This is a genomic window from Arcticibacterium sp. GJ41-1 (assembly GCF_055808875.1).
Genome location: NZ_CM147888.1, coordinates 4,587,378 through 4,610,463, shown reverse-complemented (window position 1 = coordinate 4,610,463; position 23,086 = coordinate 4,587,378). Strand labels below are relative to the sequence as shown.

Genomic DNA, 23,086 nt, shown 5'->3' with positions numbered 1-23,086 from the left:
ATGCCAAAAATATTAGTCATAGACGACGACCAAGACATTTGTCTTTTAATGAACCGATTTCTTACCAAAAACGGCTATGAGGTAGAAACTGCCATTTCGGGTCTTTTGGGGCTTAAAAAATTAAAAGAATTCAAGCCAGATTTATTATTGACCGATTTCAAATTGGGAGATATTGATGGTTCGGAGGTTTTGAAAAAAGCCAAAGAAATGATGCCAAGTTTGCCGGTAATAGTGATTACTGGTTATTCTGATATTAAGGTGGCCATTAACGTCATGAAAATGGGGGCTTTTGACTACGTCACAAAACCACTTTTTCCTGATGAAATATTGCTAAACATCAAAAAAGCACTTAATACGGAAGCTGTTACGGATGCTTCGCCAAAGGCATCGAAAAGTAAGAGCAGTAACAAAGAGGCTAATTATATCTTCGGGAAAAGTGCCATTGCCAAAAACTTGGTCAAACAAGTTAACCTAGTAGCCCCAACTAATTTTAGCGTAATTATTTACGGAGAGAGTGGCTCAGGAAAAGAGGCTATTGCTAAGACTATTCATAAAAAGAGTAAGCGGAAAGACGGACCTTTTGTAGCGATGGACTGTGGTGCTATTTCTAACGAGTTGGCTGGTAGTGAGCTTTTTGGGCATGAAAAAGGTTCTTTTACGGGAGCTATTCAGCAGAAAATTGGTCATTTTGAATTGGCAAATGGCGGTACACTATTTCTAGATGAAGTGGCTAATCTTTCTTACGAGGTTCAGGTATCATTATTAAGGGTGGTGCAGGAGCAAAAAGTAAAACGCATAGGAGGAAATAAAGAGATAAGTTTAGACGTAAGAATATTGGTGGCGAGTAATGAAAAACTTAGCGAGGCCATAAGTAAAGGAAAGTTTAGAGAAGACCTTTACCACAGGTTCAATGAGTTTAATGTGGAGGTGCCTGCCTTAAGAGAGCGTGGCAATGATGTTTTTGAATTTGCGGAACACTTTTTAAAGGAGACCAATGCCGAGCTAGAAAAAAACGTGAAGGGTTTTTCTGAGGAGGTAAAAAAGCACCTTTTAGATTATCCATGGTACGGTAATTTACGAGAGCTTAACAATGTCATTAAAAGAGCAACATTATTGACCGAAGGAGAGCTTATAGAAGCTGCGAGCTTACCTTTTGAAATTGTCAATCATGAAAAAATGCTTTTTGCAGAGAAAAAAGATGAAACTGATAAAACGGACGCACCGGCTAATACTGGTTCGGGTCACCTAAAAATGGCAGCGTCAGAGGCGGAATATCAGATGATTTTAGAAGCTCTAAAGAAAGTTAATTTTAATAAAAGTAAAGCAGCAGCACTCTTAGACATTGACAGAAAAACGCTTTACAATAAAATGAAAAGACTGAAAATTTAATGAGTGACTTTACTACTACTACTATAGAAAATGAAGTTCCTAAAGAAGTATTAGCTCTTCAAAATGAGTTTGACGAGTTTATTTATTTGGCTTCACATGATTTGAAGGAACCTGCCCGAAAAATTACAACTTTTGGCCAAAGGCTAAGTAAAAGTCTGAAAGGTAAATTAAGTGAAGAAGAAGAAGATTTCTTTGCCAGAATGATGGATGCCGCTAATAGGCAGCAAGCCATGATTGATGATTTATTGAAGTTGTCTAGAATTAATACAGCAGATTTTAAGAGGCAGCGAATAATGCTTCATGAATTAGTAGAAGAACTGAACATTGATGAAAAAACAGAGTTTAAGTATCAGTGCCCAAAAATAGCTTACGGCGATAGGCCACAGCTAAAAATAGCTTTACAAGAGGTGATAGACAATGCTGAGAAATTTAATACTGGGAAAGTTAAAATTAAGCTATCTACCAAATCTATTTTTTCTACGGTAATAGCTTCAAAAGGCTTGAACCCTTCAAGGAATTATGCTTATTTAATTTTTTCAGACAATGGAATTGGTATTCCTGAAGACCAGATGTCAGACATTTTTAGGCCGTTTTATAGGGTAAATGGAAGGTCGGAGTATGATGGTGCAGGAATGGGACTCTCTATAGCCAAAGCCATTTTAGAAAAGATGGGTGGAGCTATTTGGATGGAAAAGACATTTTCTCCAGGAACATCTGTGCATATTCTTTTACCAGCCGCTTAATGAGTGCAAAATTGAAAATTTTATTAGTAGAAGATGATGAGGATGATTACCTCATTACTCGGTCAATCTTAAGAGAAATAGTACATCTTTCTTATGATTTAGAATGGGTAAATTCTTATGAAAAGGCAGAAAAGACCATTGCGGAAGGAAATCATGATATATACCTTTTTGACTATTTGCTTGGTAGAAAATCAGGATTGGAATTACTCAAACTTTTAAAAACTAAAAACGAAGATTTGCCCGCCATTTTACTAACGGGGAAGGGCGATGAAAAAATAGACCAGCAGGCCATTGAGCTAGGGGCCTATGATTATATAGAAAAGACTTCTTTAGATGCAGATTCCTTAGGGCGTAGTATTAGGTATGCGGTAAAACATGCTAATACGCTTAAAGCTCTGCGTGAAAGTGAAAAGAAATATAGGCGAGTTTTTGAGGGCTCGAAAGAGATAATTTTTATAGCCAATGAAGATTTCAATATCATTCATGTGAGTAAGGCGGTGGAGTCATACATGGGTTATACGCCAGAGGAAGTGTATGCCATGCAGAGTCATGAGTATTTTGAGAATCCGCTCCAAATAGTGGAGATGCAAGACCAAATGACAGATGGAAGCATAAAAGATTACCTGATTCATTTAAAAGCTAAAAATGGCGAGGTAAAGTCTGGTTTAGTGTCTGTGGTGGTAGAGTACGATGCCGATGAACGCTTCTTTTTACACGGGATATTCTCAGACCAAACAGAGAAGTTAAAAGCCGAAAGGGCTTTAAGACAAACCAGGAAATTGGAGTCTACAGCCCGACTGATGCAGGTGCTGGCTCATGAAGTGCGTAATCCGTTGATGAATATTAACCTCTCTTTAGAAAGTCTTTCAGACAAAGTTTCGGAAGAAGACGAGTCTGTTTTAGAGATTATTCAAAGAAACGCCAGGAGGATAGATAAACTTATCAATGAAGTTCTGCATGCTGCTTCTGAAAAAGAGGTCACCAAACAATCAACAGATTTAGCTAAGGTTATAAAAAAGGCTATATCTCAGATTAAAGACCGTGCAGATATGGTGGGTGTAAAAATAGAAACCGACATTAATAAAAGCCCAAAACTAAAGCTCAACGCAGAGCAAATTTGCACAGCATTGGTCAATATTATTTTAAACGGAATAGAGGCTTTAGATGGAATTGAAAATCCAAAAGTGAGTATCAAAAGCTTCGCAAAAAATGATAAGGTGATTGTGGTGATTGCGGATAATGGTATAGGGATGGATGAGAAATTACAGTCCAAGCTTTTTGAGCCTTTTTATACTGCCAAAACTAACGGAGTAGGTTTGGGTTTAGCATCTACTTTGGGCATATTAAAAGCCCATGAGGCCGAAATAGAAGTAGATTCTGAACTAGGAAAGGGTTCTACATTTACTATCGAATTTGGTTTGAATTAGCGATTTCCTGTTGCTCGTTTTCTACTATAATTCCACACTTTCTGAATTGGAATAAGTTTTTTATCCCTTAGAGTAAAAACTTAAAATTATGCATCCTTCAGAAATTTTATATTACACCGTATTCGGGCTATCATTTTTAGTAGTAGTCGTCAGTTCAGAAATCATTGTCAATTCAGAGGATGAGGAATAATTGTTTTAAATCGGCCTCATACTAAATTCTTAATCAAAATGTATGAGCTCCAGAGGAGCGATATATTAATAATAATCCGCCTGTAAAGTTATTTGTTTGGCGTCATTTTGGCCTAATGCCAAAATCATGACAAACGTTTCTACAATGTTAGCATATTCCCCAGCTTAACCTTTTGATTAGATTTATTTAGCCTTCGACTTGTATTTAGAGGTGATAAAATCCACAATCCATATTTGGGTTGAATCCATTTGGGCCTGTTGGGCATCAATAAAACCGTGGTTTACTTTTTCTAGCACATGAATTTCGTTTTCCACTTTCAGCGAGTCTAAAAGCTTTTTAAGACTTAAAGATTGAATAATAGGCACCACCTGGTCGGCGTCTCCATGAATCATCAGAATAGGAGGAGAGTGTTTTGTCAAATAGCGGTATGGAGAATACAACTGCATAATACTATCCGCTTTTATGCTATCCGCCTTTGGGTCAAAGCCAAAAATACGCTTTGCGATATCAAAATCATCTCGGAAATATTCAGGCAAAGTTGCTACTATATTTCCTAAACTATCAGCCAATTTGCTTCTGTAAATTCCTTTAAGGTCGTTTGGTCCGTAAACATCCACCACATAATTAAATTTCACGCTGTAGAAAGTGCTATCAAAACTTAATTTGGTAGGAAAAGCATTCATCATGGCTATATGAGCTCCTGCAGATTCTCCGAAAATTCCGAAATTGTCTAAATCTAGTTTTAAAGAATCTGCATTTTCGGCCGTCCATTTAATGGCCTGATTTATGTCAATAATACAATCTGGAAATGCTCCTTTTCCATCTATAGCTACGCTGTAATTAGGACTTATGACGGTATACCCTTTTTCACGCAGCTGGTTAATGGCGGCATTAAATCTATTGTTATTTATAGATTCCTTTACGCCACCTATCCACGCTCCGCCGTGAATATAAAGGACCACCGGAGATTTCTCGTAAACCCTTTTAGTAGGCGTATAAATGTCTAAGTCGAGGTTTTCTTTATAAAGTTGGCTATAAATAACATCGCCATTGAGAATAGGAGCTTCGTTTTTGACAACGAAATAGACCAGCCATAAAGCCAGTAGCATAAATAAAAGCACAAGGCTAATACCCGTTTTTTTGAAGAAGCCTTTTAAAGTGATGTTTTTCAATTTTTGCTGATAAATCTAGATTTGGATACTAAATCACAGTTTTGTGATATAGTTGAAATTACCATGTTTTAACAATGGAAAGAGTGTATTAGGTTCAGTGTTAGGACGTGTAAGAAATACATTTTAAGCTCCAGCGGAGCGATATATTAATAGGGAGATTAGATTTTTTCCTTCAAGCTCCATAGGAGCGACATGTTAATATTACAATGGAGATATAAAATTTGCTTTGTTTGGTGAGGCATGAACCAAAATCATGACAAACAAGATGTGCGGTTTATTAATTGTTGATGTCTCTTTTATGGAACTCTCGTTAATTTAAGCTCCATAGGAGCGACATGTTAATAATACAATGGAGATATAAAATTTGCTTTGTTTGGTGAGACTTGAACCAAAATCATGACAAACAAGATATGCGGTTTATTAATTATTGATGTCTCTTTTATCGACCTCTGATTAATTTTAGCTCCAGCGGAGCGACATGTGAATAACCAATGTAATGATAGGTGTCTAATTTGTTTGGCGAGCTTTTAAACCAAAATTATGACAAACAAGATGTGCGGTTTATTAATTATTGATGTCTCTTTTATCAAAAGTTCTTTAGTTTAAGCTCCAGAGGAGCGATATCTTAATAGAAAGGATTAAATGTTTCTTTCCAAGCTCCATCGGAGCGACATGTTATTCAATAGTAGAAGTTGCCATGGTAATTGACATCAAAATTCAGACTTTCGATTGCTACCGCATTAAACCCCATATTTGGCTAATAGAAATGCCAAATATTTCTTTTTGTCTTTGATTTCATTTCTTACCAAACCAATAGAAATAGATTCAACCATTTGGTTTAGCGAAAGAGCTTCCAGTTCTGGCATTTCAGAGCCTAAAGCAGCAAATGCCTCTGTAAGCTTATTGGTAAGTGGAACCATCTTTTGTGGGTGGTAGTAGTCACTATCCCATTTTAGTTTTATCTGGAGTTTCCAAAAATCGTACTCTGATTCTTTGACAGAGAAAGGAAGCTCTAAAGTCATTTTGATAACTTTTTTGGGTTCATTTTGAAACAAAATAGGTCCCATTAATTCCATGAACTTCTTTTCGCCCTGCCCTAAAATAGCATCTAAAAGCCCTTTTTTATTCTGGAAATGACGAAAAATTAAAGCCTCAGATACGCCCGCTTTCTTAGCTACAGAACTGGTAGATGTAGCGTTAAAACCCTCATTGGCAAAGAGCTCAAGGGCGGCAGATAATATGTTAGCTTTTTTGTCGGTCACAGGAATATTTTAATTGTGAGCATTTACTTACAAATATAACTTATTCCAAATTTGACGGCAAATAGGTCTTTGAGAATGTTTTAAACTTTTTTGTAACTTATGCGTATCTTTTGAGAAAGAAATAGGCTAAGGATTTAAGCTTTTCTTTAATTATGAAAATTTTCATCTGAATTTTGTTTGTGAGTGATTACTTACTATTATTGTGAATTACTTTGCTATGAATTACAAAAAATACATATTCTTATTTGCAGTGCCTTTGGCCGTGTTTTCTTTTAATTTACCTGAAAAGGAAGAAAGTGCTGTGGTGAAAATAGAGCCTCAGAAAGCTCAACCTGCCTTTGACACCATGATGGAGGTTTTGACCCATAAAAGATGCATGAATTGTCACCCGTCGGGAGATAGGCCAAGACAAGGGGAAGACAGTCATCTTCATTATTTTGGCATTGAAAGAGGAAGAGAAAATCATGGTTTTGAAGCTACTACATGTAATACCTGTCACCAGTCAAAAAATAATGACGCTTCAGGAGTACCGGGAGCACCGCATTGGGCTTTAGCCCCTAAAAGTATGGCTTGGGAGGGCAAGTCTAGGGTAGAAATAGCGGAGATTATTTTAGACAGGTCAAAAAACGGTAACAAATCTCATAAAGAAATAGAGAAACACATGACGGAAGATGAATTGGTGCTGTGGGCTTTTGAGCCAGGCATTCATGCCGACCGCACAGCTAGAGAAAAGCCGCCAGTTTCCAAGGAGGAATTTATAGCTGCGGTGAAAACTTGGATACAGAATGGAGCGAAAATCCCAAATGAATAAAAGACCCTATTTAATAAAGGCTGATATGAAAATAAACTTCACAATAAACGGAAAACCGGAGACTGTAGAAACAGACGGCAACACGCCGCTGCTCTGGGTAGTTAGAGATATTTTAGATTTAAAAGGCACTAAATATGGCTGCGGAAAAGCTGCTTGTGGAGCATGTACTCTGCATATTGACGGGGAAGCCGTGCGTTCCTGCTCTTACCCGATAGAGTTTGTGGAGGGAAAAGAAGTGACCACCATTGAAGGTTTGTCAGACTCAGAAGAAAATTTGCACCCCGTGCAGCAAGCCTGGATAGAAGAAATAGTGCCGCAGTGTGGCTACTGTCAGCCGGGTTTTATGATGGCCACAGCTGCCCTGCTCAATAAAGTACCTAGCCCAACGGATGAAGATATTGACAATAATATCATAAATGTATGTCGCTGTGCCACCTACTACAGAATGCGTAAAGCCATTCACAGAGCTGCTGAAATCCAAAATAACGAGACCCAAAAGAAGTAAATCATGGCTAAAGTATCTAGAAGGAAATTTATAATTAGGTCTATTTTAGGCGGAACTGGTTTGTTAGTTGGTGCTGCGTATTTGTTAAAAAAGCCCATCAGAAGAACTTTGGCAGGGGTGGCAAATACGGCAGAAGCACCGTATTCAGGAAACACCTCAGACCCCGAAGTTTGGTTTGAAATAAGTGCCGATAATATGGTGACGCTCTATAGCCCAAAAGTAGAAATGGGGCAGGGTACTTTCACCGGATTGGCACAAATGGCTGCCGACGAATTAGAAATAAATATCAATCAAATTAGGGTGGAACACGCTCCCTCCAGCTTGCAGTTTGATGCTTTTGCCACGGGTGGTAGTACGTCTATATCTAGTTTGTGGATGCCGCTGAGAGAGTTGGCCGCTACTACCAGAGAAATTATAAAAGCAGAAGCCGCCAAGAAAATGGGGGTAGATTTAGCCTCTTTGAAAGTGACGGATGGCGTGATAAGCTCAGGAAATAAAACCATGACTTTTGGCGAAGCCGTAGCAGGTATTACCGAATGGGAATTGTCAGATACGCCTGCTTTAAAGGACTTAAAAGCCTATAAATACATAGGAAAGCCTGTTAGCCGTGTCGATTTAAAAGACAAGGTGCTGGGTAAACCTATTTTTGGAATGGATGCCGCTATGCCTGATATGCTTTTTGGAGCCGTGGTGAGGCCGTCGGCAATAGGTGCAAAATACCTAGATGCTGATACTTCAGAAGCTGAGAAAATGCCAGGTGTGGTCAAAGTGGTGAAAGAAGAAGATTTTGTGGGTGTGGTGGCTACTTCAAGAATGGCTGCAGAAAATGCCAAAGAAGCCATAAAGGCGAATTGGGAAACAGACAAAGTTTGGCAAACCAAGGATATAGAGGCTCTGGTGAAAGTAGGAAAAGGGGAGCCTTTTGAAATTCAGAAAGAAGGTAAGGCGGAGAAGATTTTAGCATCAGAAAATGGATTAATCAGCTCGGAATATACTAGTCCGCTGGGTGCTCATGCTCAGATAGAGCCAAACGGTGCCGTGGCTTTTGTAGAAAAAGATAAAGCTACCGTGATGATTTCAACCCAAGTGGTGGGAGTTACTAGAAAAGAGGTGGCTAAAAGACTGGGATTGAAAGAGGAGCAGGTGGAAATAAAACCAACCTATTTGGGTGGAGGTTTTGGTAGAAGGCTGCATACGCCAAATGCCATTCAGGCGGCGGTGCTTTCTAAGGCCGTTGGCAAACCTGTCAAATGCTTTTTTAATAGAAAAGAAGAGTTTCAAAACGATACGTTCAGACCGCCAACGCATCATGTTTTAAAAGCTAAACTTACACAGGATGGTAAAATAGAGGCTTTGGAGCATAATGTTTCTAGTGGTGATGTGGCTTTTGGCTCTGCCATAGTGCCACATATTGCTAATGCTGCTTTGGGTGCTGACCTTGGTGCATGGCGTGGTGGAATGATTCAGTACAGCGGTATTCCAAATTATCGTGCTATTTCTTGGCGAGTGAAATTGCCTTTTGCCACCAGTTGGTGGAGGAGTTTGGGGCTCTTGGCCAATACTTTTTCTATAGAAAGCTTTATGGACGAACTGGCCGTAAAAGCAGACAAAGACCCTATACAGTTTAGGCTAGACCAAATAGGAGATAACACCGCCGGGAAACGCCTTAAAGCAGTGATAGAAGCCGCAAGAGATAGGGTGAACTGGAATAATATTACTTTGCCTGAGGGCAGGGCAGTGGGTTTTGCCTGCTGTACAGATGCCAACACACCAGTGGCTCAGATAGCGGAGGTTTCTATCTTAGATGGCGAAATAAAAGTGCATAAGGTAACCTGCGTGATAGATGTAGGATTGGCCGTAAATCCAGACCAAATAAGAGCTCAGTGCGAAGGTGCCATTATCATGGGAATGAGTGCGTCTATGTTTGAAAAAATGGAAGTGACCGATGGGCAACTAAGCCCTACCATTTACGGACCATACCAAATGGCCATGATGCGTCACGCTCCCAAAGAAATAGATGTGGTGATACTAGAAAATACCAATGCTCCAGGAGCAGTAGGCGAACCACCACTAGGCCCAATAGCCGCCGCCATAGCAAATGCCACTTTCAGATTAACGGGTAAGAGAATGAGGGATATGCCGTTTGTTTTGGGGTAGGGGTTAGCTCTTATAATTAAGCACGAATTTGAAAGTTTAGGTTAATTAGAGATTTTTCGTCTTTGAGATACACCTCTCCATAACCCATTTTATTAACACTGGGGCTTACAAATCTGTATGATTCCTTAAGGTAATCTATGAATTTATGAAAGCAGGTTTCATTTTTATATAAAATATGGTTGTTTGCCTTTGAAGTTATTGCGTATCCTATAGCCTGATAGTTGCCAGACCATATATTTTTTGAAGTTATTCCAAGTGCTAATTCCATTAGAAAGTTAGTTAGTTTATGATTATAAAACTTGTGTCCTAGACTTAAATCATATCCTATAGGGTTTCTAGCATTAAGATTTTCGATTATACTCGGAATATCAGTTAGGTTTTTAGTGAATGTATCAAGCACTATAAAAGAAATGATTTTTGGGAGGTCGCTGTCAATCATTTTGAGGTTTAGGCAAAAGCTGGAGTCTTCGTATTTTAGGTATTCAATATGGTAGCCTAAGTCAATGATTTTTCTTATTCCTTTTTTATTTTCTTTGATTATACCATTGACTTTTAAAATGTCTTCTTTAGCTAATAGTGAACCGTTATTATCTTTTATTCTGAAAATAATGGTGCTGTTTTTATTTGCAGGAAGTAAAACTTTTGAAGAGCTCATTGAATGAAGATATTGTTATAATGATAATCTAAAAATTCCTTTTTGGGTAAAAACCTTTCAGGTTTTAAAATTTCTCTGTTAGCATATTTCATAAACAAATCTTTAACAGAAGGCTCGTTAGAGTATTCAGTGAAATATTTTGAAAGCTTTACTTTGTAATCAGGGGTAACCGTAAGAAAACCTTTATCAAATGCTTTATCATGTATGGAATTTAAACAAATACCGTTACGTGGGTTTATCCTATTCTCTTTATCAATCGACCAAGGTATTATATGACTTGCAACTAAGAAATCAGGAATAGTAAGTCCAGTTATACAGCATGTAATATTATAAGATGACAAAATCGTACTTCGAAAGAAATTTTGATTAAGCCTTGCTTTAATTGTTCTTATAGACTCCTTTCCATTTGGGAAATCTGTGATTTCTAACTCCTCGATATCTTTGTTTTGAAATTGTGCTATTAAGAATTCACTTCTATATGCTAATTCTTCCCAATTGTTATTAAACTCATTCCAAACCTCTTCTTCAAGTTTGCTTCCATTAACTAAGCCTGTAATACCTTGTTTTTTTAGTTCCGGATCTAACCTGCCGAAGTTTCCGATTTTCATATTTAAAGCGGAAGGAGAACGACCTATTATCTTGGCATACTTAATCACCGTAGGATTTGTCTTGCTACTTTTCTTAAAAGGTATTTTACAGTACACATTAAATGCTACTATTGTTTCTTCTTTTGTCCAATTGTTTTTAGTCATTGTATGGTAATTAGAATTTAAAGTAGACTACGTAAAAGATGTATAAGGGCATGCAGAAACAGTTCAAACATATGAAAAAACAAGTACATATATAAGTCGGATTTAGTTTACGTCATTATTGCTAATAATTGTAGCTTTCTCAAATCCCACCCCAAACAATAACCCAAAATTCCCCAAATCGCCCCATAGTCTTTAATAATTGATAAGGAACGTTTTTGTTATAAGAGGCATGAGAGCAGTAAGCTTTCTGGGAGGCTTACGTGCTTTTGTAGTCATTTCCCCTTTTATTAAATCTGCAGGAAGAAGCCGCAAGGCTTCTTTTTTGTGGGTTTATTTCTTTAGGTCTTGTATCGTGATGTTTCTGTAAAACAGTTCAGAGCCTTCTGCTTGAAGTAAAATTTGACCTTTGGTTAATGGCACCCATGCTTTGGTGCCTTTGTCATATCGCTGCATGTTAATGGCCTCGTTTACTAGTTTTCCATTGATGAAAAATTTAGCATTATTGCCGTCCACAGTCACCATGACATTGTTCCAGCCAGCGTGTTCCCAAGAGTTCATTCTAGATATGCGGTTGTAGGTGTCTTTTTCGCCTTTGGTTATTAAGGTGCCTTCTGGGCTGTAGTTGTTTCCGTTGCCATCTACTTTAGAGCTGGCTCTTGCTTGTACTATCCATAAATCGCCGCTGTCGCCTTCTTGTATTTGACATTCTATGCCCGATGGCCAGATAACTCGCTCTCCAAAAATATGAAACAATACGCCAGCGTCTCTAACGTCGTTTTCTCTGGGAGCAAATTTCTTGTCCCCCCATTTATATTCCAGTTTTAAAATATAGTTTTCGTACTCTTTTTCTGTGATAATAGCGGCAAATGGCTGTTTGCTGTCTGCCTTTTGATTAGGATAGGCATGTATGGCATTATCCTTTACGCCAAAGTAGTTTTCGGCGGGCGAATCGTCTTGCGATATCATGTACCAGCCATCTAAATCGCTTCCGTTAAAAAGTGGAGTAACAGGTAAAACCTGTGCTTGACACAGTAAAGTGGAGGCTATAAAGAATAGGGAAAGGAATTTCATTTGGCTTGCATTTTATTTCAATGCAACAATGTACAAAAAAATGGAATTAACCTTCCAGTTTTAAGTCTGGCTTTTTGATATGGTAAATAATGCCAAAAAGTGAAATGACAGCCGTAATAAAGGAGAAAAGAAAACCGACTGTGACGGCTAGCGTACTGTCAAAAGCAAAAAAGACGGCAGCCTGATAAAAGATAAGTTCTCTAATACCAATGCCAGAAAAAGAAAAGATAGACAGTGCCGAAGAGACTAAGAACACCACAGCGTAAACAATGCTGTCGGTAGGTTCGGAAATACTATAGAGCAAGGCTATCAAACTTAAAACCTGCAAGCCCTGAATTAAGAAAGAAAGAAGTAGGGGACGTATAAGTATCGTTTTAAAAGAAGGGAAAAACTGTTTGACAATAAGATAGAAGAGTACCAAGCCCACAGGAACGGCTGCTATCAGAAGCAAAGTAAAAGAGAGCGTTTGAAACAATGGTAAACCAATGGCCAAAAGACAAGTCAAAACGCCAATGGCGGCTAAGCCCGTAAGACGGTCAATAAACAGTACGGCAGTTAGTTTTTTTGCAGACCAATCAAACTTCTTATGCATGGCGTACACCTTGTAGGCATCGCCACCTATACCACCAGGAATAAAGAAATTGTAAAACATGCCCAGCAAATACAGAGCATAATTACTGGCTTTAGAAATAGGGAAAGCACTTTTTGAAAGCAAATACCGCAGCCTTTCGGCAGAAATCCATTGTGAAAGAAATAATAATACTCCCGCTAAAAGCAGCGGAAGTATTTGGGCATCTGCCAAAACAGATTTTATCTTTTCAATTTCTATTTTGGTGAATACCACATAAAGCAGCACCACAGTAAATAGAATTTTAAGAGCCGTTATAAGCGATTTCTTATTCAAAAGTGGAGATTTTTCTAATGTTATAAGGTTTCTTGTCCTGCGACTCGTAGTAAGTTTTCATTAGTAAATCAGACACTATACCAATGGTGAAAAACTGAATACCTACCAAGACTAAAAGCACCCCAAGAATAAGTAATGGACGTCCGCCAATGTCTTCACCTGTTAGTTTAACAGCGAGAAGATAAAGGTTTATCAATGCACCAATACCAAAGAATGTCATCCCAAGATTACCGAAAAAGTGCAGCGGCTTCTGCATGTATTTCTGTTGGAAAAGAATCAGAAGTACGTCATTGATAACTTTGAATGTTCTGCCTAATCCGTATTTAGAAACGCCAAACTGGCGAGCGTGATGTTTTACAGGTACTTCTGTAATTCTGGCACCTTCTATATGAGCATTAAGAGCTATAAACCTATGAAGCTCCCCATAAAGCGGAACACTCTTGGCGGTTTCGGCAGTCATCACTTTTAGGGCACAGCCCGCATCCGTTATATGAAATTTGGTAGCTTTTCTAATAATGTAATTGGCAATCTTGCTAGGCAGCGTTCTTAGGAAATTGTCCTGTCTTTTTTGCCTTTGTCCTGTCACCATGTCCCATTCTTCATTGATAGCTTTATTAAGCATCATGGTAATGTCAGAGGGGTCGTTTTGCATGTCACCATCCATCGTGATTACATAATCGCCGGTGGCATATTCTATTCCCGCGGCTAGGGCAGAGCTTTGTCCGTAGTTTCTTTTAAGCTCTATCAGCACCACATTTGGGTTATTAAAGCCTTTTATTTCTTCTCTGGTGCCGTCGGTAGAGAAGTCGTCCACAAAAATGATTTCATATTCGTAGGCCTTTAATTCTTTGGCTATGGCGTCGCATAGTAAAGCGTTATTTCCTTCTTCGTTAAAAACAGGAATTACAATGGATAGTTTCGGAGATTTATTCATGAAAATATGTTCTTGGCTAGCTCTAGATGCTCTTTTTAATATTTAATTTTGCAGTCGGAATAGAGAAATAATTTACTTTCAAATTCATCTTAATATTTGGTCTTTTAAGACTAATCTGACAAAACATGAAGAGTATTACTTCTAAAGACAATTATAATCTTCTGTACTTTTTACTGGCTGCGGTATACTTGGTGGGCTTGTTTATTCCTTTAATGGAAAATGACTCTGCCCAGCATGCCACTATGGCGATGCAAATATACCTAGATAATGATTTTCTACACCTCTTTAAGGGCGGGATTCCATATTTAGATAAGCCGCACATGCACTTTTGGCTTTCAGCCATTTCATTCAAAATTTTCGGTATTTCACATATTGCCTACCGTTTACCTGCTATTTTGTTTACGGGTATTGGAGCGTATTCGTGTTATAAATTAGCTAAAGAGTTTTACGGGGAACAGGCCGCTCAAATAGCTCCATTGATATTTCTTTCGAGTTATGCCATTATTTTGGCCAATCATGACGTCCGTACAGATGCTGTATTGACAGGTGCTTCTATTTGGAGTGTTTGGCAGTTGGTCAGGTATATTCATACTTCTCAGCTTAAATATTTGGTGGTGGGAGCATTGGCGGCTGCTATTGCATTTTCATGCAAAGGGCATTTGAGTGTCTTTATTACGGGCGTAGTATTACTATCTTATATGGCGTATGCCAGAAAGTGGTCAGCCTTTTTTAGCTGGAAATCGCTCTTAGGTTTAATGGTTTTTGGCTTGGGTATTTTGCCAGTAGTTTATGCCTACTATGTGCAGTATGATTTACATCCTGAGTTGGTAATAGAAGGTCAAACCAATGTTTCAGGAGTAAAATTTATTCTTTGGGACCAAAACTTTAATAGGCTTACCGCCAAAGGATTTGGAGAAAATAACCCAGATTATCTTTTCTTTTTTCATAACCTCCTTTGGGCATTTATTCCATGGTCGTTCATTGTTTACCTCGCCTTTTTTGATAGAATAAAGCTACTGGTCAAAAACAAATTGAAGTTTGTAAAAGGCTTAGAAATACTGACTTCGGTAGGTGTAATTATTGTCCTGTTTGTTATTAGTACTTCTAAGTTTAAGCTTCCGCATTATCTAAATAGTCTCTTGCCTATTTTATCTGTTTTGGTGGCAGGTTTTCTTATTAATTTGAAAGATAGAAATAGCCTGAAAACGCTTAAGGTTATCCTTATAGTGCAGTATATTTCTTTGACGCTGATAGCGGGAGGTGTTCTTTATCTTACCATTTGGGCTTTTGGTGTACCGTCGCCTATTTTACTTGGAGTTCTAGGGCTTTTCATAGTAGTACTTGTTTTTATTATTAAGGAGAAAATGGAGCTTTGGAGAAAGGTAATCTTTGTTTCAGTCTCTTATGTGGCTATTATAAATTTCTGTTTAAGCACGCATTATTATCCAAACATTATGCCCTACCAGGCAGGAATTCAAGCTGCGGAGGTTATAAAAGAGGAGGGTATTTCTAAAGAAGACGTTTTTCTACTTTTCGGGAAATATAGTTGGTCTTTAGATTTCTATACAGAAAGGAACACTCCGAGAATACCTTTAGAAGGAGTTAGTGCTACTGTGAAACCCGGTCAATGGCTGTTTTTTTATGAAGAAGATTTAGAAGCGGTAGAAAGTGCTGGGGTAAAATGGAATAAGAAATTTCATTTTAAACACTTTAGGGTATCAAAACCAAGACTTGATTTTTTAAATCCAGAAACTAGGGCATCTATTCTAGAATCGGCTTACTTGGTGCAGACTAAATAGTATGACTAAGCTTTAGAATTGTAAGTCTTAAACCAACTGGCAAAGCGTTTGACACCGTCTTTTAAAGGGGTGTTTGGTGTGTATTCAATTGCTTTTTGAAGGCTTCCAATATCAGCGTAGGTTCTTTTTACATCACCGAGCTGCATGGGCATCATTTCTTTAATGCTTTCTATTTCTAGATTAGCTTCCAGTTCTTCTATAAAGTCCATTAATTTGATAGGCGTGCTGTTGCCAATGTTATGCAATGCATATGGAGCTTCAGGCCCTTTTGGGGCATTGAGGCAAAGCCTAGAAATACCTTCAACAATATCATCTACATAAGTGAAATCACGCTCCATGTCTCCATTATTGAAAACCTTAATCGCACGTTTGTTCATCATGGCATCCGCAAATAGGGAAGGAGCCATGTCTGGTCTGCCCCATGGGCCATATACCGTAAAGAATCTTAAACCAGTGGTTGGTATTTGATACAGATGGCTATACGTGTGAGCCATAAGTTCGTTACTTTTTTTGGTAGCCGCATAAATACTTACGGGGTGGTCTACTTTGTCTTCTATAGAAAACGGAATCTTGGCATTATTCCCATAAACAGAAGAGCTAGAAGCATATATCAAATGCTGAACAGGATATTTTTTGACCGTTTCTAGAATATTTAAAAACCCATCAACATTGTTTTTAATGTATGTTTTAGGATTGTCAATACTGTTTCTTACGCCAGTTTGGGCGGCTAGATTAATAACGATGTCAAATTTCTCTGAAGCAAAAAGCTCGTCTAAAGCCTCTGTGTCTAGTAGGTCTGCTTTTATAAATCTATACTTATCAAAAACAGTAGAAGCTATTAATGTTTTTTCCGGCATTTGATCATTTGCCGCTATTCCATTGTCAGCCAGTCGGTCGTATTTTAGCTGCTGCGAATAGTAGTTATTGATATTGTCAAAACCCACTACTGCATGTCCTTCGCTTATTAGTTTTTTTATAAGATGAAGTCCTATAAAACCCGCCGCTCCTGTAACTAGAATTTTCATTTGATTAATTCAGATGTTTTCTAAAGCTATTTTGAGCCGAAAAGGTTCATCTTATTGTACTTATTCTTTAAGGAATTCTTCTTTTAATAGTACAAGCGGTTTTAGTAGGATTTTATTAATTTTTAGTACGTGAGTACATATTCTATTAAAGATGACATATCGTTGTCTTGTCTGTTGATAATTACTTTGCTTACACGGTTTTCTTCATCAAATTCATAGCTGAAAAGCAGGGTGTAATCATAGCCTATACTGGCATCATGAAAAATGGCAGTTTTAAGAAGGTTCGTACTGAAATTCCCTAAGTACTTATCTCTAAATGACCAGTGGAAAGTTAAAGGAGATAAGACCTCTTGACGAATGGTGTTTAGAGAATCCATATAAAAATATTCAGCGGTGAGCTGGTCGTTTCTATAATTTATTAAGTTTCCTTCACTTGAGTAGTCCTTTTTTAAACTTGTATTCTCAGTTGTTCTTAAGAAATAGTCATTTTTGAAGTAATACTTAAATTCATTGGTCAGCCCTTGAAGACTATCGGCAAGCCCATTTTCTTCTAGGTAAAAGAACGTGGAATTATCACCAGTTTCAATGGTCAAACGGTCGGTGGCGTAATTGAATTGATAAAGGGTGTCTTCGGTATCAAATATCGTTTTTAGTTTACCGTCAGTGTAGTAATCAAAGAACAGTTCAAAGGTGCTAGGTTCTTTATCTTCAACAGTAAGTAAAACTTCCATTTTAGAGAAGGGAATTTGTTCTATGTCTACATCTTCTATTTCTGGGAGTTCGGAAATTTCTAAAAGAATTTGGTCTTCTGTACTTAGAGCGGGAACATTATCTTCGTCTTTTTTACAGGAGAATATGGTTACACTTAGAAACAGAAATAATAGACTTTTGTTTTTCATAGTACTGAGATAGTTTCCAATTTAACGCCAAAGAAAGCTGGAATATTTCTTCTGTCTCAATATTCATGCCCGTCAATCTTCTAGATAATCTAAATCTTTATGAAAAGTCTCGGGCAAAGCAAAATTGGCATAAATGGCTAAAGAGAAACAAAGAAACCCTGTGATAATTGCTGCTTGAATTATGCTAAATTCATTCATAGAACCTATAAATGCATAAAGCATACTGATAGGGATGGCGGCACCTCTCACAAAATTTGGGATAGTAGTAGCCACTGTAGAGCGTATGTTGGTGCCAAACTGCTCTGCACCCATGGTTATCATTACTATCCAGTAACCTGTAGATATTCCCATCAAAACACATACTGCATAAAACATGGTAGCCGACTGGCCATGGAGGTTTAAATAGACCAATGAAATTATCAAACTAGCTATTTGAAAGATACCTATGGCTTTTTTTCTGCTTTGCAGTTTTTGACTTACCACACCACAAAGTACATCACCAAAAGCAAGTCCAAGGTATATAAACGCCACAGCTTTCCCAGTGGTTATTGTTCCCTTTATGCCCAATTCTTGAGCCAGTGAAGGAGCCATTTGCATCAAAATAGTTACCACAAAAAACACAGGAATGCCCACGAGTAAACTTAGAATGTATATTTTTCTGCTTTTGGGGTTTCTTATGAGTTTAAGAATATTTCCTCTTTCTTTTTTGCTTTTGCTGGCATGAAGAAACATGTCAGATTCATATGTGCCTATTCGTAATAGTAAAAGAAGTATACCTAGTGCTCCGCCAATGAAAAAAGCATAACGCCAATAGAAGGTATCACCAATTAGACCAGCCACTACTGCACCTAAAACTCCAGTAGCAGCCAATATGGAGGTACCATATCCTCTGATTTTCTGAGGCATGGTTTCCGCCACAATAGTTACTCCCACGCCTAATTCGCCTGCCAAACCTACACCTGCTAAAAACCGAAGAGCGGAGTAAGAATAAATATCGGAGATGAATCCGTTTATGATGTTACAAACGGAGTATAAAATGATGGAAGCAAAAAGCACAGAGAGACGTCCTTTTTTATCGCCAAGAATTCCGAAAACTACACCACCTATGAGTAAACCCACCATTTGAATGTCAAATAGTAATAACCTCATGTGGTCTAACGAAGCACCAGAATAGCCCATTTCAGCTAGGCTGCTCTTTCCTATCACCACAAAAAGGACTAAGTCGAAAGTGTCAACAAAATACCCTAATGATGCAACAAGAAGTAGCAGCCAAGTCGATTTTTTCATACGTTAAAGTCTTCGGCAAGTATGGCGTACATGTAATTATCTGACCAGCCAGACTTTAAGGGAAGTACTTTCCTTTTCCTTCCTTCTTTCTGCATATTGAGTTTTTCTAAAACCCTAATAGAGGCTAAATTATCTACAGCCACTCCCGCTTCTATTCTATGAAGTTTGAGTTTGCTAAAGCCAAAACTTAAAACACTTTCAAGGGCTTCACTAGCAAAACCTTGTCCCCAAAAATCGGGATGGAGTTTGTACCAAACTTCAGCTTTTTTATGCTTTTTAGCTCCAGAAGAAATTAAAGCTATTAGTCCTATAAACTGATGGGTTTTTGTGAGTTCAATAGAGAATGTATGATTTTCTATACTATCCTTCTTGTTTTCAGAAATCCATGGCTTTATAGTGCCTTCTGTTTCTTTTATATCCTTCGGAATTCCGAGCGTATTAAATTGGTCGACTTCTGGTCTAGCATGCAGGGCATGAATAGCCTCTAGGTCACTGGTATCTATCAGTTTAAGGGTTACCCTTTCACTGAAAATGTTCATTTGTCCTTTGCTACTCACTATAGGTTGCCAAGTTTAAGTTGTTCCACAGCATAGTTGGCGGCTCTAGCCGTCAATGCCATGTAGGTAAGCGATGGGTTAACACAAGAAGAAGATGTCATGGCTGCTCCATCAGTTACAAAAACATTTTCTGCTCCCCATACTTGATTCCATTTGTTTAGGACGGAAGTCTTAGGGTCTCTACCCATTCTTGCCGTTCCCATTTCATGAATTCCAACACCCATACTTTTTTCAGCCTCATTATAACCTACCACATCTACTAAACCTGCGGCTTCTAGCATATCTACAGCTTCTTGCATGATTGTTTCTCTCATTTTGAGCTCGTTTTTACCCCAACCAGCATCAAACTCAATTTGTTGCAATCCATTTTTATCTTTTTTGTCAGATAGTCTTATTCTGTTATTTGGGTCTGGTAAGGTTTCTCCAAAGCCTCTTAAGCTAAAAGACCATGGGCCTGGTAAACTCATTTTATCTTTAAACGCTGCTCCAAAAGTAGCATCATTTATTCTTGGGTCTCCTTTAGCTCTGCTGGCACCTCCTTGATAACCAAAACCTCTTAAGAATTCTCTTTTATCATCTCCCCAGTTTGCAAATCGAGGAATATAAACCCCGTTTGGTCTTCGGCCATAATAATATTTGTCTTCATGTCCTGGGTAGTGCCCTCTTGCTCCAGCATTTAGGTGATGGTCCATGATGTTTCTTCCCAGTTGGTCAGACTCATTTCCTAATCCATTTGGATGTTTTGAGGAGGTGGACTGCATCATTATCCATGCAGAATTCATGGCAGAGGCATTTATGAAGATAATTTTAGCAAAGTATTCTACTTCCTCATTAGTCTTCTCATCAATGGCTTTAACCCCAATTACTTTATCTGTTTCTTTATCGAAAATGGTTTGGTAAACTATTTTATCATTGACCACCGTTAGGTTTTCTGTTTTTCTAGCGGCAGGTAAAGTAGCAGACTGTGTACTGAAATATGCACCATATGGGCAACCTCTTTTGCATAGGTTTCTGTTTTGACAAGTTGCTCTTCCTAAGGCTAATTGTTCTTCAGTAGGGTTGGTCAAATGTGCAGCACGCCCTATAATAAGGTGCCTGTTCTCAAAACTAGATTCTATCCCTTTTTTTACTTCTTTTTCTACACAGTTAAGTTCCATTGGTGTTTGGAAAACACCATCTGGCAAAACGTCTAGCCCTTCTTTGCTGCCACTAATTCCAGCAAAACGCTCTACATGATCATACCATGGAGCCAGGTCTTCATACCTAATAGGCCAGTCTATCCCGTGCCCATCTTCTAAGTTTGCCTCAAAATCCCTCTTATTCCATCTGTAACTCTGTTTTCCCCAGGTTAAAGACCTACCACCTGTTTGATATCCTCTAACCCAGTCAAACCTTCTTTTTTCGGCAAAAGGGTAATCTACATCTTTAACAAAATGGGGGAGAATGTCTTGAGCATTGGCAAAACCAGCTCTAGCTCCAGCGTAATATTCTTCTTTTTCTTTATTTGTTAATTGACCTCTATGGGGAAAATCCCAAGGATTCTTCATCGCATTTTCATATCCAGTAATATGTTGAATGTCTCTTCCTCGCTCTATCATGAGCACTTTTAGGCCTTTTTCGGTTAATTCTTTGGCCGCCCAGCCTCCAGATATTCCAGAGCCTACCACTATGGCGTCAAAAGTCATTGCCTCTTTGGCTTTTCCTTGTATGTACATTTTATGGGTTGAATATGTTGTTTATTAAATACGGACTTTTGAAAAGAATTATTGGATAGTGCGAAGAAAATTAACCTTTATTTTCAAAGTATTCAATCTTATAGGTTGCCAAGTTTAAGTTGTTCCACAGCATAGTTGGCGGCCCTAGCCGTCAATGCCATGTAGGTAAGCGAAGGGTTTACGCATGAAGAAGAGGTCATGGCAGCTCCATCAGTTACAAAGACATTTTCAGCACCCCATACTTGATTCCATTTGTTTAGTACGGAAGTCTTAGGGTCTCTACCCATTCTTGCCGTTCCCATTTCATGAATTCCAACGCCCATACTTTTTTCAGCCTCATTATATCCTACCACATCTACTAAACCTGCGGCTTCTAGCATATCTACAGCTTCTTGCATGATTGTTTCTCTCATTTTGAGCTCGTTTTTACCCCAACCAGCGTCAAACTCAATTTGTCGCAATCCATTTTTATCTTTTTTGTCAGATAATCTAATTCTATTATTTGGGTCTGGTAAGGTTTCGCCAAAGCCTCTTAAGCTAAAAGACCATGGGCCTGGTAAACTCATTTTATCTTTAAACGCTGCTCCAAAAGTAGCATCATTTATTCTTGGGTCTCCTTTAGCTCTGCTGGCACCTCCTTGATAACCAAAACCTCTTAAGAATTCTCTTTTGTCATCTCCCCAATTGGCAAATCGAGGAATATAAACCCCGTTTGGTCTTCGGCCATAATAATATTTGTCTTCATGTCCTGGGTAGTGCCCTCTTGCTCCAGCATTTAGGTGATGGTCCATGATGTTTCTTCCCAGTTGGTCAGACTCATTTCCTAATCCATTTGGATGTTTTGAGGAGGTAGACTGCATCATTATCCATGCAGAATTCATGGCAGAGGCATTTATGAAGATTATTTTAGCAAAGTATTCTACTTCCTCATTAGTCTTCTCATCAATGGCTTTGACACCTATTACTTTATCAGTTTCTTTATCGAAAATAGTTTGGTAAACTATTTTATCATTCACCACCGTTAGGTTTTCTGTTCTTTTAGCAGCTGGCAATGTAGCAGACTGTGTACTGAAATATGCACCATATGGGCAACCTCTTTTGCATAGGTTTCTGTTTTGACAAGTTGCTCTTCCTAAGGCTAATTGTTCTTCAGTAGGGTTGGTCAAATGTGCAGCACGCCCTATAATAAGGTGCCTGTTCTCAAAACTAGATTCTATCCCTTTTTTTACTTCTTTTTCTACACAGTTAAGTTCCATTGGTGTTTGGAAAACACCATCTGGCAAAACGTCTAGCCCTTCTTTGCTGCCACTAATTCCAGCAAAACGCTCTACATGATCATACCATGGAGCCAGGTCTTCATACCTAATAGGCCAGTCTACGCCATGACCATCTTCTAGGTTGGCCTCAAAATCTCTTTTGTTCCATCGGTAACTTTGCTTACCCCAAGTTAGGGAGCGACCACCTGTTTGATATCCACGAACCCAGTCAAACCTTTTTTGTTCCTGAAAAGGATAATCTACATCTTTTACAAAATGTGGGAGTATATCTTGAGCATTTGCAAAGCCAGCTCTAGCTCCTGAGTAATATTCTTTTCTTTCTTTGTTGGAAAGTTGGCCTCTGTATTCAAAGTCCCAAGGGTTTTTCATGGCATTTTCATAACCAGTAATGTGTTCAATGTGCCTGCCTCGTTCAATCATTAACACTTTCAGACCTTTTTCGGTCAACTCTTTGGCAGCCCAACCACCAGAAACTCCTGAACCAACTACTATAGCGTCAAAAGTCATTGCCTCTTTGGCCTTTCCTTGTATATACATTCTTAATAGGTTTTCTTC

Annotated in this window: 20 protein-coding genes; 7 read left to right on the top strand and 13 right to left on the bottom strand. The window is 38.3% G+C overall.

The window, feature by feature from the left end; translation table 11 throughout:
* From AC0L6O_RS19025 to AC0L6O_RS19015, 3 genes are read left to right on the top strand one after another with little or no spacing between them, the layout of a single operon-like run.
* Window positions 1–1,389: a sigma-54-dependent transcriptional regulator gene (locus tag AC0L6O_RS19025; RefSeq protein WP_473304598.1), complete on the top strand. Its 1,389-nt coding sequence runs from the start codon at window positions 1–3 to the stop codon at window positions 1,387–1,389.
* A complete protein-coding gene (locus AC0L6O_RS19020; protein ID WP_473304596.1) occupies window positions 1,389–2,132 on the top strand; it encodes a sensor histidine kinase in 744 nt (247 codons plus the stop codon). The genes AC0L6O_RS19025 and AC0L6O_RS19020 overlap by 1 nt, the downstream gene beginning before the upstream one ends.
* Window positions 2,133–2,143: 11 nt before the next feature.
* Window positions 2,144–3,559 (top strand): two-component system sensor histidine kinase NtrB, encoded by a 1,416-nt coding sequence (locus AC0L6O_RS19015; RefSeq protein ID WP_473304595.1) that lies wholly within the window; start codon window positions 2,144–2,146, stop codon window positions 3,557–3,559.
* 372 nt (window positions 3,560–3,931) lie between these two features.
* Here the strand turns inward: AC0L6O_RS19015 and AC0L6O_RS19010 are convergent, their stop codons facing one another.
* Together AC0L6O_RS19010 and AC0L6O_RS19005 are read right to left on the bottom strand one after the other, a co-directional pair.
* A complete protein-coding gene (locus tag AC0L6O_RS19010) occupies window positions 3,932–4,921 on the bottom strand; it encodes an alpha/beta hydrolase fold domain-containing protein (protein ID WP_473304593.1) in 990 nt (329 codons plus the stop codon).
* A gap of 740 nt (window positions 4,922–5,661) precedes the next feature.
* Window positions 5,662–6,183 (bottom strand): TetR/AcrR family transcriptional regulator, encoded by a 522-nt coding sequence (locus AC0L6O_RS19005; RefSeq protein WP_473304592.1) that lies wholly within the window; start codon window positions 6,181–6,183, stop codon window positions 5,662–5,664.
* Between the two features lie 217 nt (window positions 6,184–6,400).
* Between AC0L6O_RS19005 and AC0L6O_RS19000 the strand changes: the two genes are divergently transcribed.
* The 3 genes from AC0L6O_RS19000 to AC0L6O_RS18990 are packed head-to-tail and all read left to right on the top strand — an operon-like array spanning window position 6,401 to window position 9,656.
* On the top strand, window positions 6,401–6,994 hold the full coding sequence (locus AC0L6O_RS19000; RefSeq protein ID WP_473304591.1) for a hypothetical protein: 594 nt from the start codon (window positions 6,401–6,403) through the stop codon (window positions 6,992–6,994).
* A gap of 25 nt (window positions 6,995–7,019) precedes the next feature.
* The gene (locus AC0L6O_RS18995) at window positions 7,020–7,499 is read left to right on the top strand and encodes a (2Fe-2S)-binding protein (RefSeq protein ID WP_473304590.1); all 480 of its coding nucleotides are present in this window, start codon (window positions 7,020–7,022) and stop codon (window positions 7,497–7,499) included.
* Window positions 7,500–7,502: 3 nt separating this feature from the next.
* Window positions 7,503–9,656, top strand: a complete 2,154-nt coding sequence (locus AC0L6O_RS18990) for a xanthine dehydrogenase family protein molybdopterin-binding subunit (protein WP_473304588.1) — start codon at window positions 7,503–7,505, stop codon at window positions 9,654–9,656.
* Between the two features lie 16 nt (window positions 9,657–9,672).
* Here AC0L6O_RS18990 and AC0L6O_RS18985 read toward each other — a convergent pair whose 3' ends face one another.
* The 5 genes from AC0L6O_RS18985 to AC0L6O_RS18965 all read right to left on the bottom strand — a co-directional run bounded on the left by AC0L6O_RS18985 (window position 9,673) and on the right by AC0L6O_RS18965 (window position 13,972).
* Window positions 9,673–10,311: an HpaII family restriction endonuclease gene (locus tag AC0L6O_RS18985; protein WP_473304587.1), complete on the bottom strand. Its 639-nt coding sequence runs from the start codon at window positions 10,309–10,311 to the stop codon at window positions 9,673–9,675.
* Window positions 10,308–11,063: an HNH endonuclease gene (locus AC0L6O_RS18980; RefSeq protein ID WP_473304585.1), complete on the bottom strand. Its 756-nt coding sequence runs from the start codon at window positions 11,061–11,063 to the stop codon at window positions 10,308–10,310. Before AC0L6O_RS18980 ends, AC0L6O_RS18985 begins: the two co-directional genes overlap by 4 nt.
* A 330-nt stretch (window positions 11,064–11,393) precedes the next feature.
* On the bottom strand, window positions 11,394–12,134 hold the full coding sequence (locus AC0L6O_RS18975) for a 3-keto-disaccharide hydrolase (RefSeq protein ID WP_473304583.1): 741 nt from the start codon (window positions 12,132–12,134) through the stop codon (window positions 11,394–11,396).
* A 46-nt stretch (window positions 12,135–12,180) separates the two neighbouring features.
* Window positions 12,181–13,038: a lysylphosphatidylglycerol synthase transmembrane domain-containing protein gene (locus AC0L6O_RS18970; RefSeq protein ID WP_473304582.1), complete on the bottom strand. Its 858-nt coding sequence runs from the start codon at window positions 13,036–13,038 to the stop codon at window positions 12,181–12,183.
* The gene (locus tag AC0L6O_RS18965) at window positions 13,031–13,972 is read right to left on the bottom strand and encodes a glycosyltransferase family 2 protein (protein WP_473304581.1); all 942 of its coding nucleotides are present in this window, start codon (window positions 13,970–13,972) and stop codon (window positions 13,031–13,033) included. The genes AC0L6O_RS18970 and AC0L6O_RS18965 overlap by 8 nt, the downstream gene beginning before the upstream one ends.
* A 125-nt stretch (window positions 13,973–14,097) precedes the next feature.
* Between AC0L6O_RS18965 and AC0L6O_RS18960 the strand changes: the two genes are divergently transcribed.
* On the top strand, window positions 14,098–15,771 hold the full coding sequence (locus AC0L6O_RS18960) for an ArnT family glycosyltransferase (RefSeq protein WP_473304580.1): 1,674 nt from the start codon (window positions 14,098–14,100) through the stop codon (window positions 15,769–15,771).
* Window positions 15,772–15,776: 5 nt separating this feature from the next.
* Here the strand turns inward: AC0L6O_RS18960 and AC0L6O_RS18955 are convergent, their stop codons facing one another.
* The 6 genes from AC0L6O_RS18955 to AC0L6O_RS18930 all read right to left on the bottom strand — a co-directional run bounded on the left by AC0L6O_RS18955 (window position 15,777) and on the right by AC0L6O_RS18930 (window position 23,068).
* The gene (locus tag AC0L6O_RS18955) at window positions 15,777–16,796 is read right to left on the bottom strand and encodes an NAD-dependent epimerase/dehydratase family protein (protein WP_473304579.1); all 1,020 of its coding nucleotides are present in this window, start codon (window positions 16,794–16,796) and stop codon (window positions 15,777–15,779) included.
* A 122-nt stretch (window positions 16,797–16,918) separates the two neighbouring features.
* Entirely contained in the window at window positions 16,919–17,695 is a 777-nt protein-coding gene (locus AC0L6O_RS18950; RefSeq protein WP_473304578.1) for a hypothetical protein, read from the bottom strand.
* Window positions 17,696–17,767: 72 nt separating this feature from the next.
* The gene (locus tag AC0L6O_RS18945) at window positions 17,768–18,982 is read right to left on the bottom strand and encodes an MFS transporter (RefSeq protein WP_473304577.1); all 1,215 of its coding nucleotides are present in this window, start codon (window positions 18,980–18,982) and stop codon (window positions 17,768–17,770) included.
* Window positions 18,979–19,521, bottom strand: coding sequence for a GNAT family N-acetyltransferase (locus AC0L6O_RS18940; RefSeq protein ID WP_473304576.1), 543 nt, complete (start codon window positions 19,519–19,521; stop codon window positions 18,979–18,981). Before AC0L6O_RS18940 ends, AC0L6O_RS18945 begins: the two co-directional genes overlap by 4 nt.
* Before the next feature lie 17 nt (window positions 19,522–19,538).
* Window positions 19,539–21,254: a GMC oxidoreductase gene (locus tag AC0L6O_RS18935; RefSeq protein ID WP_473304575.1), complete on the bottom strand. Its 1,716-nt coding sequence runs from the start codon at window positions 21,252–21,254 to the stop codon at window positions 19,539–19,541.
* 98 nt (window positions 21,255–21,352) lie between these two features.
* Entirely contained in the window at window positions 21,353–23,068 is a 1,716-nt protein-coding gene (locus AC0L6O_RS18930; RefSeq protein WP_473304574.1) for a GMC oxidoreductase, read from the bottom strand.
* Between the last annotated feature and the right edge of the window lie 18 nt (window positions 23,069–23,086).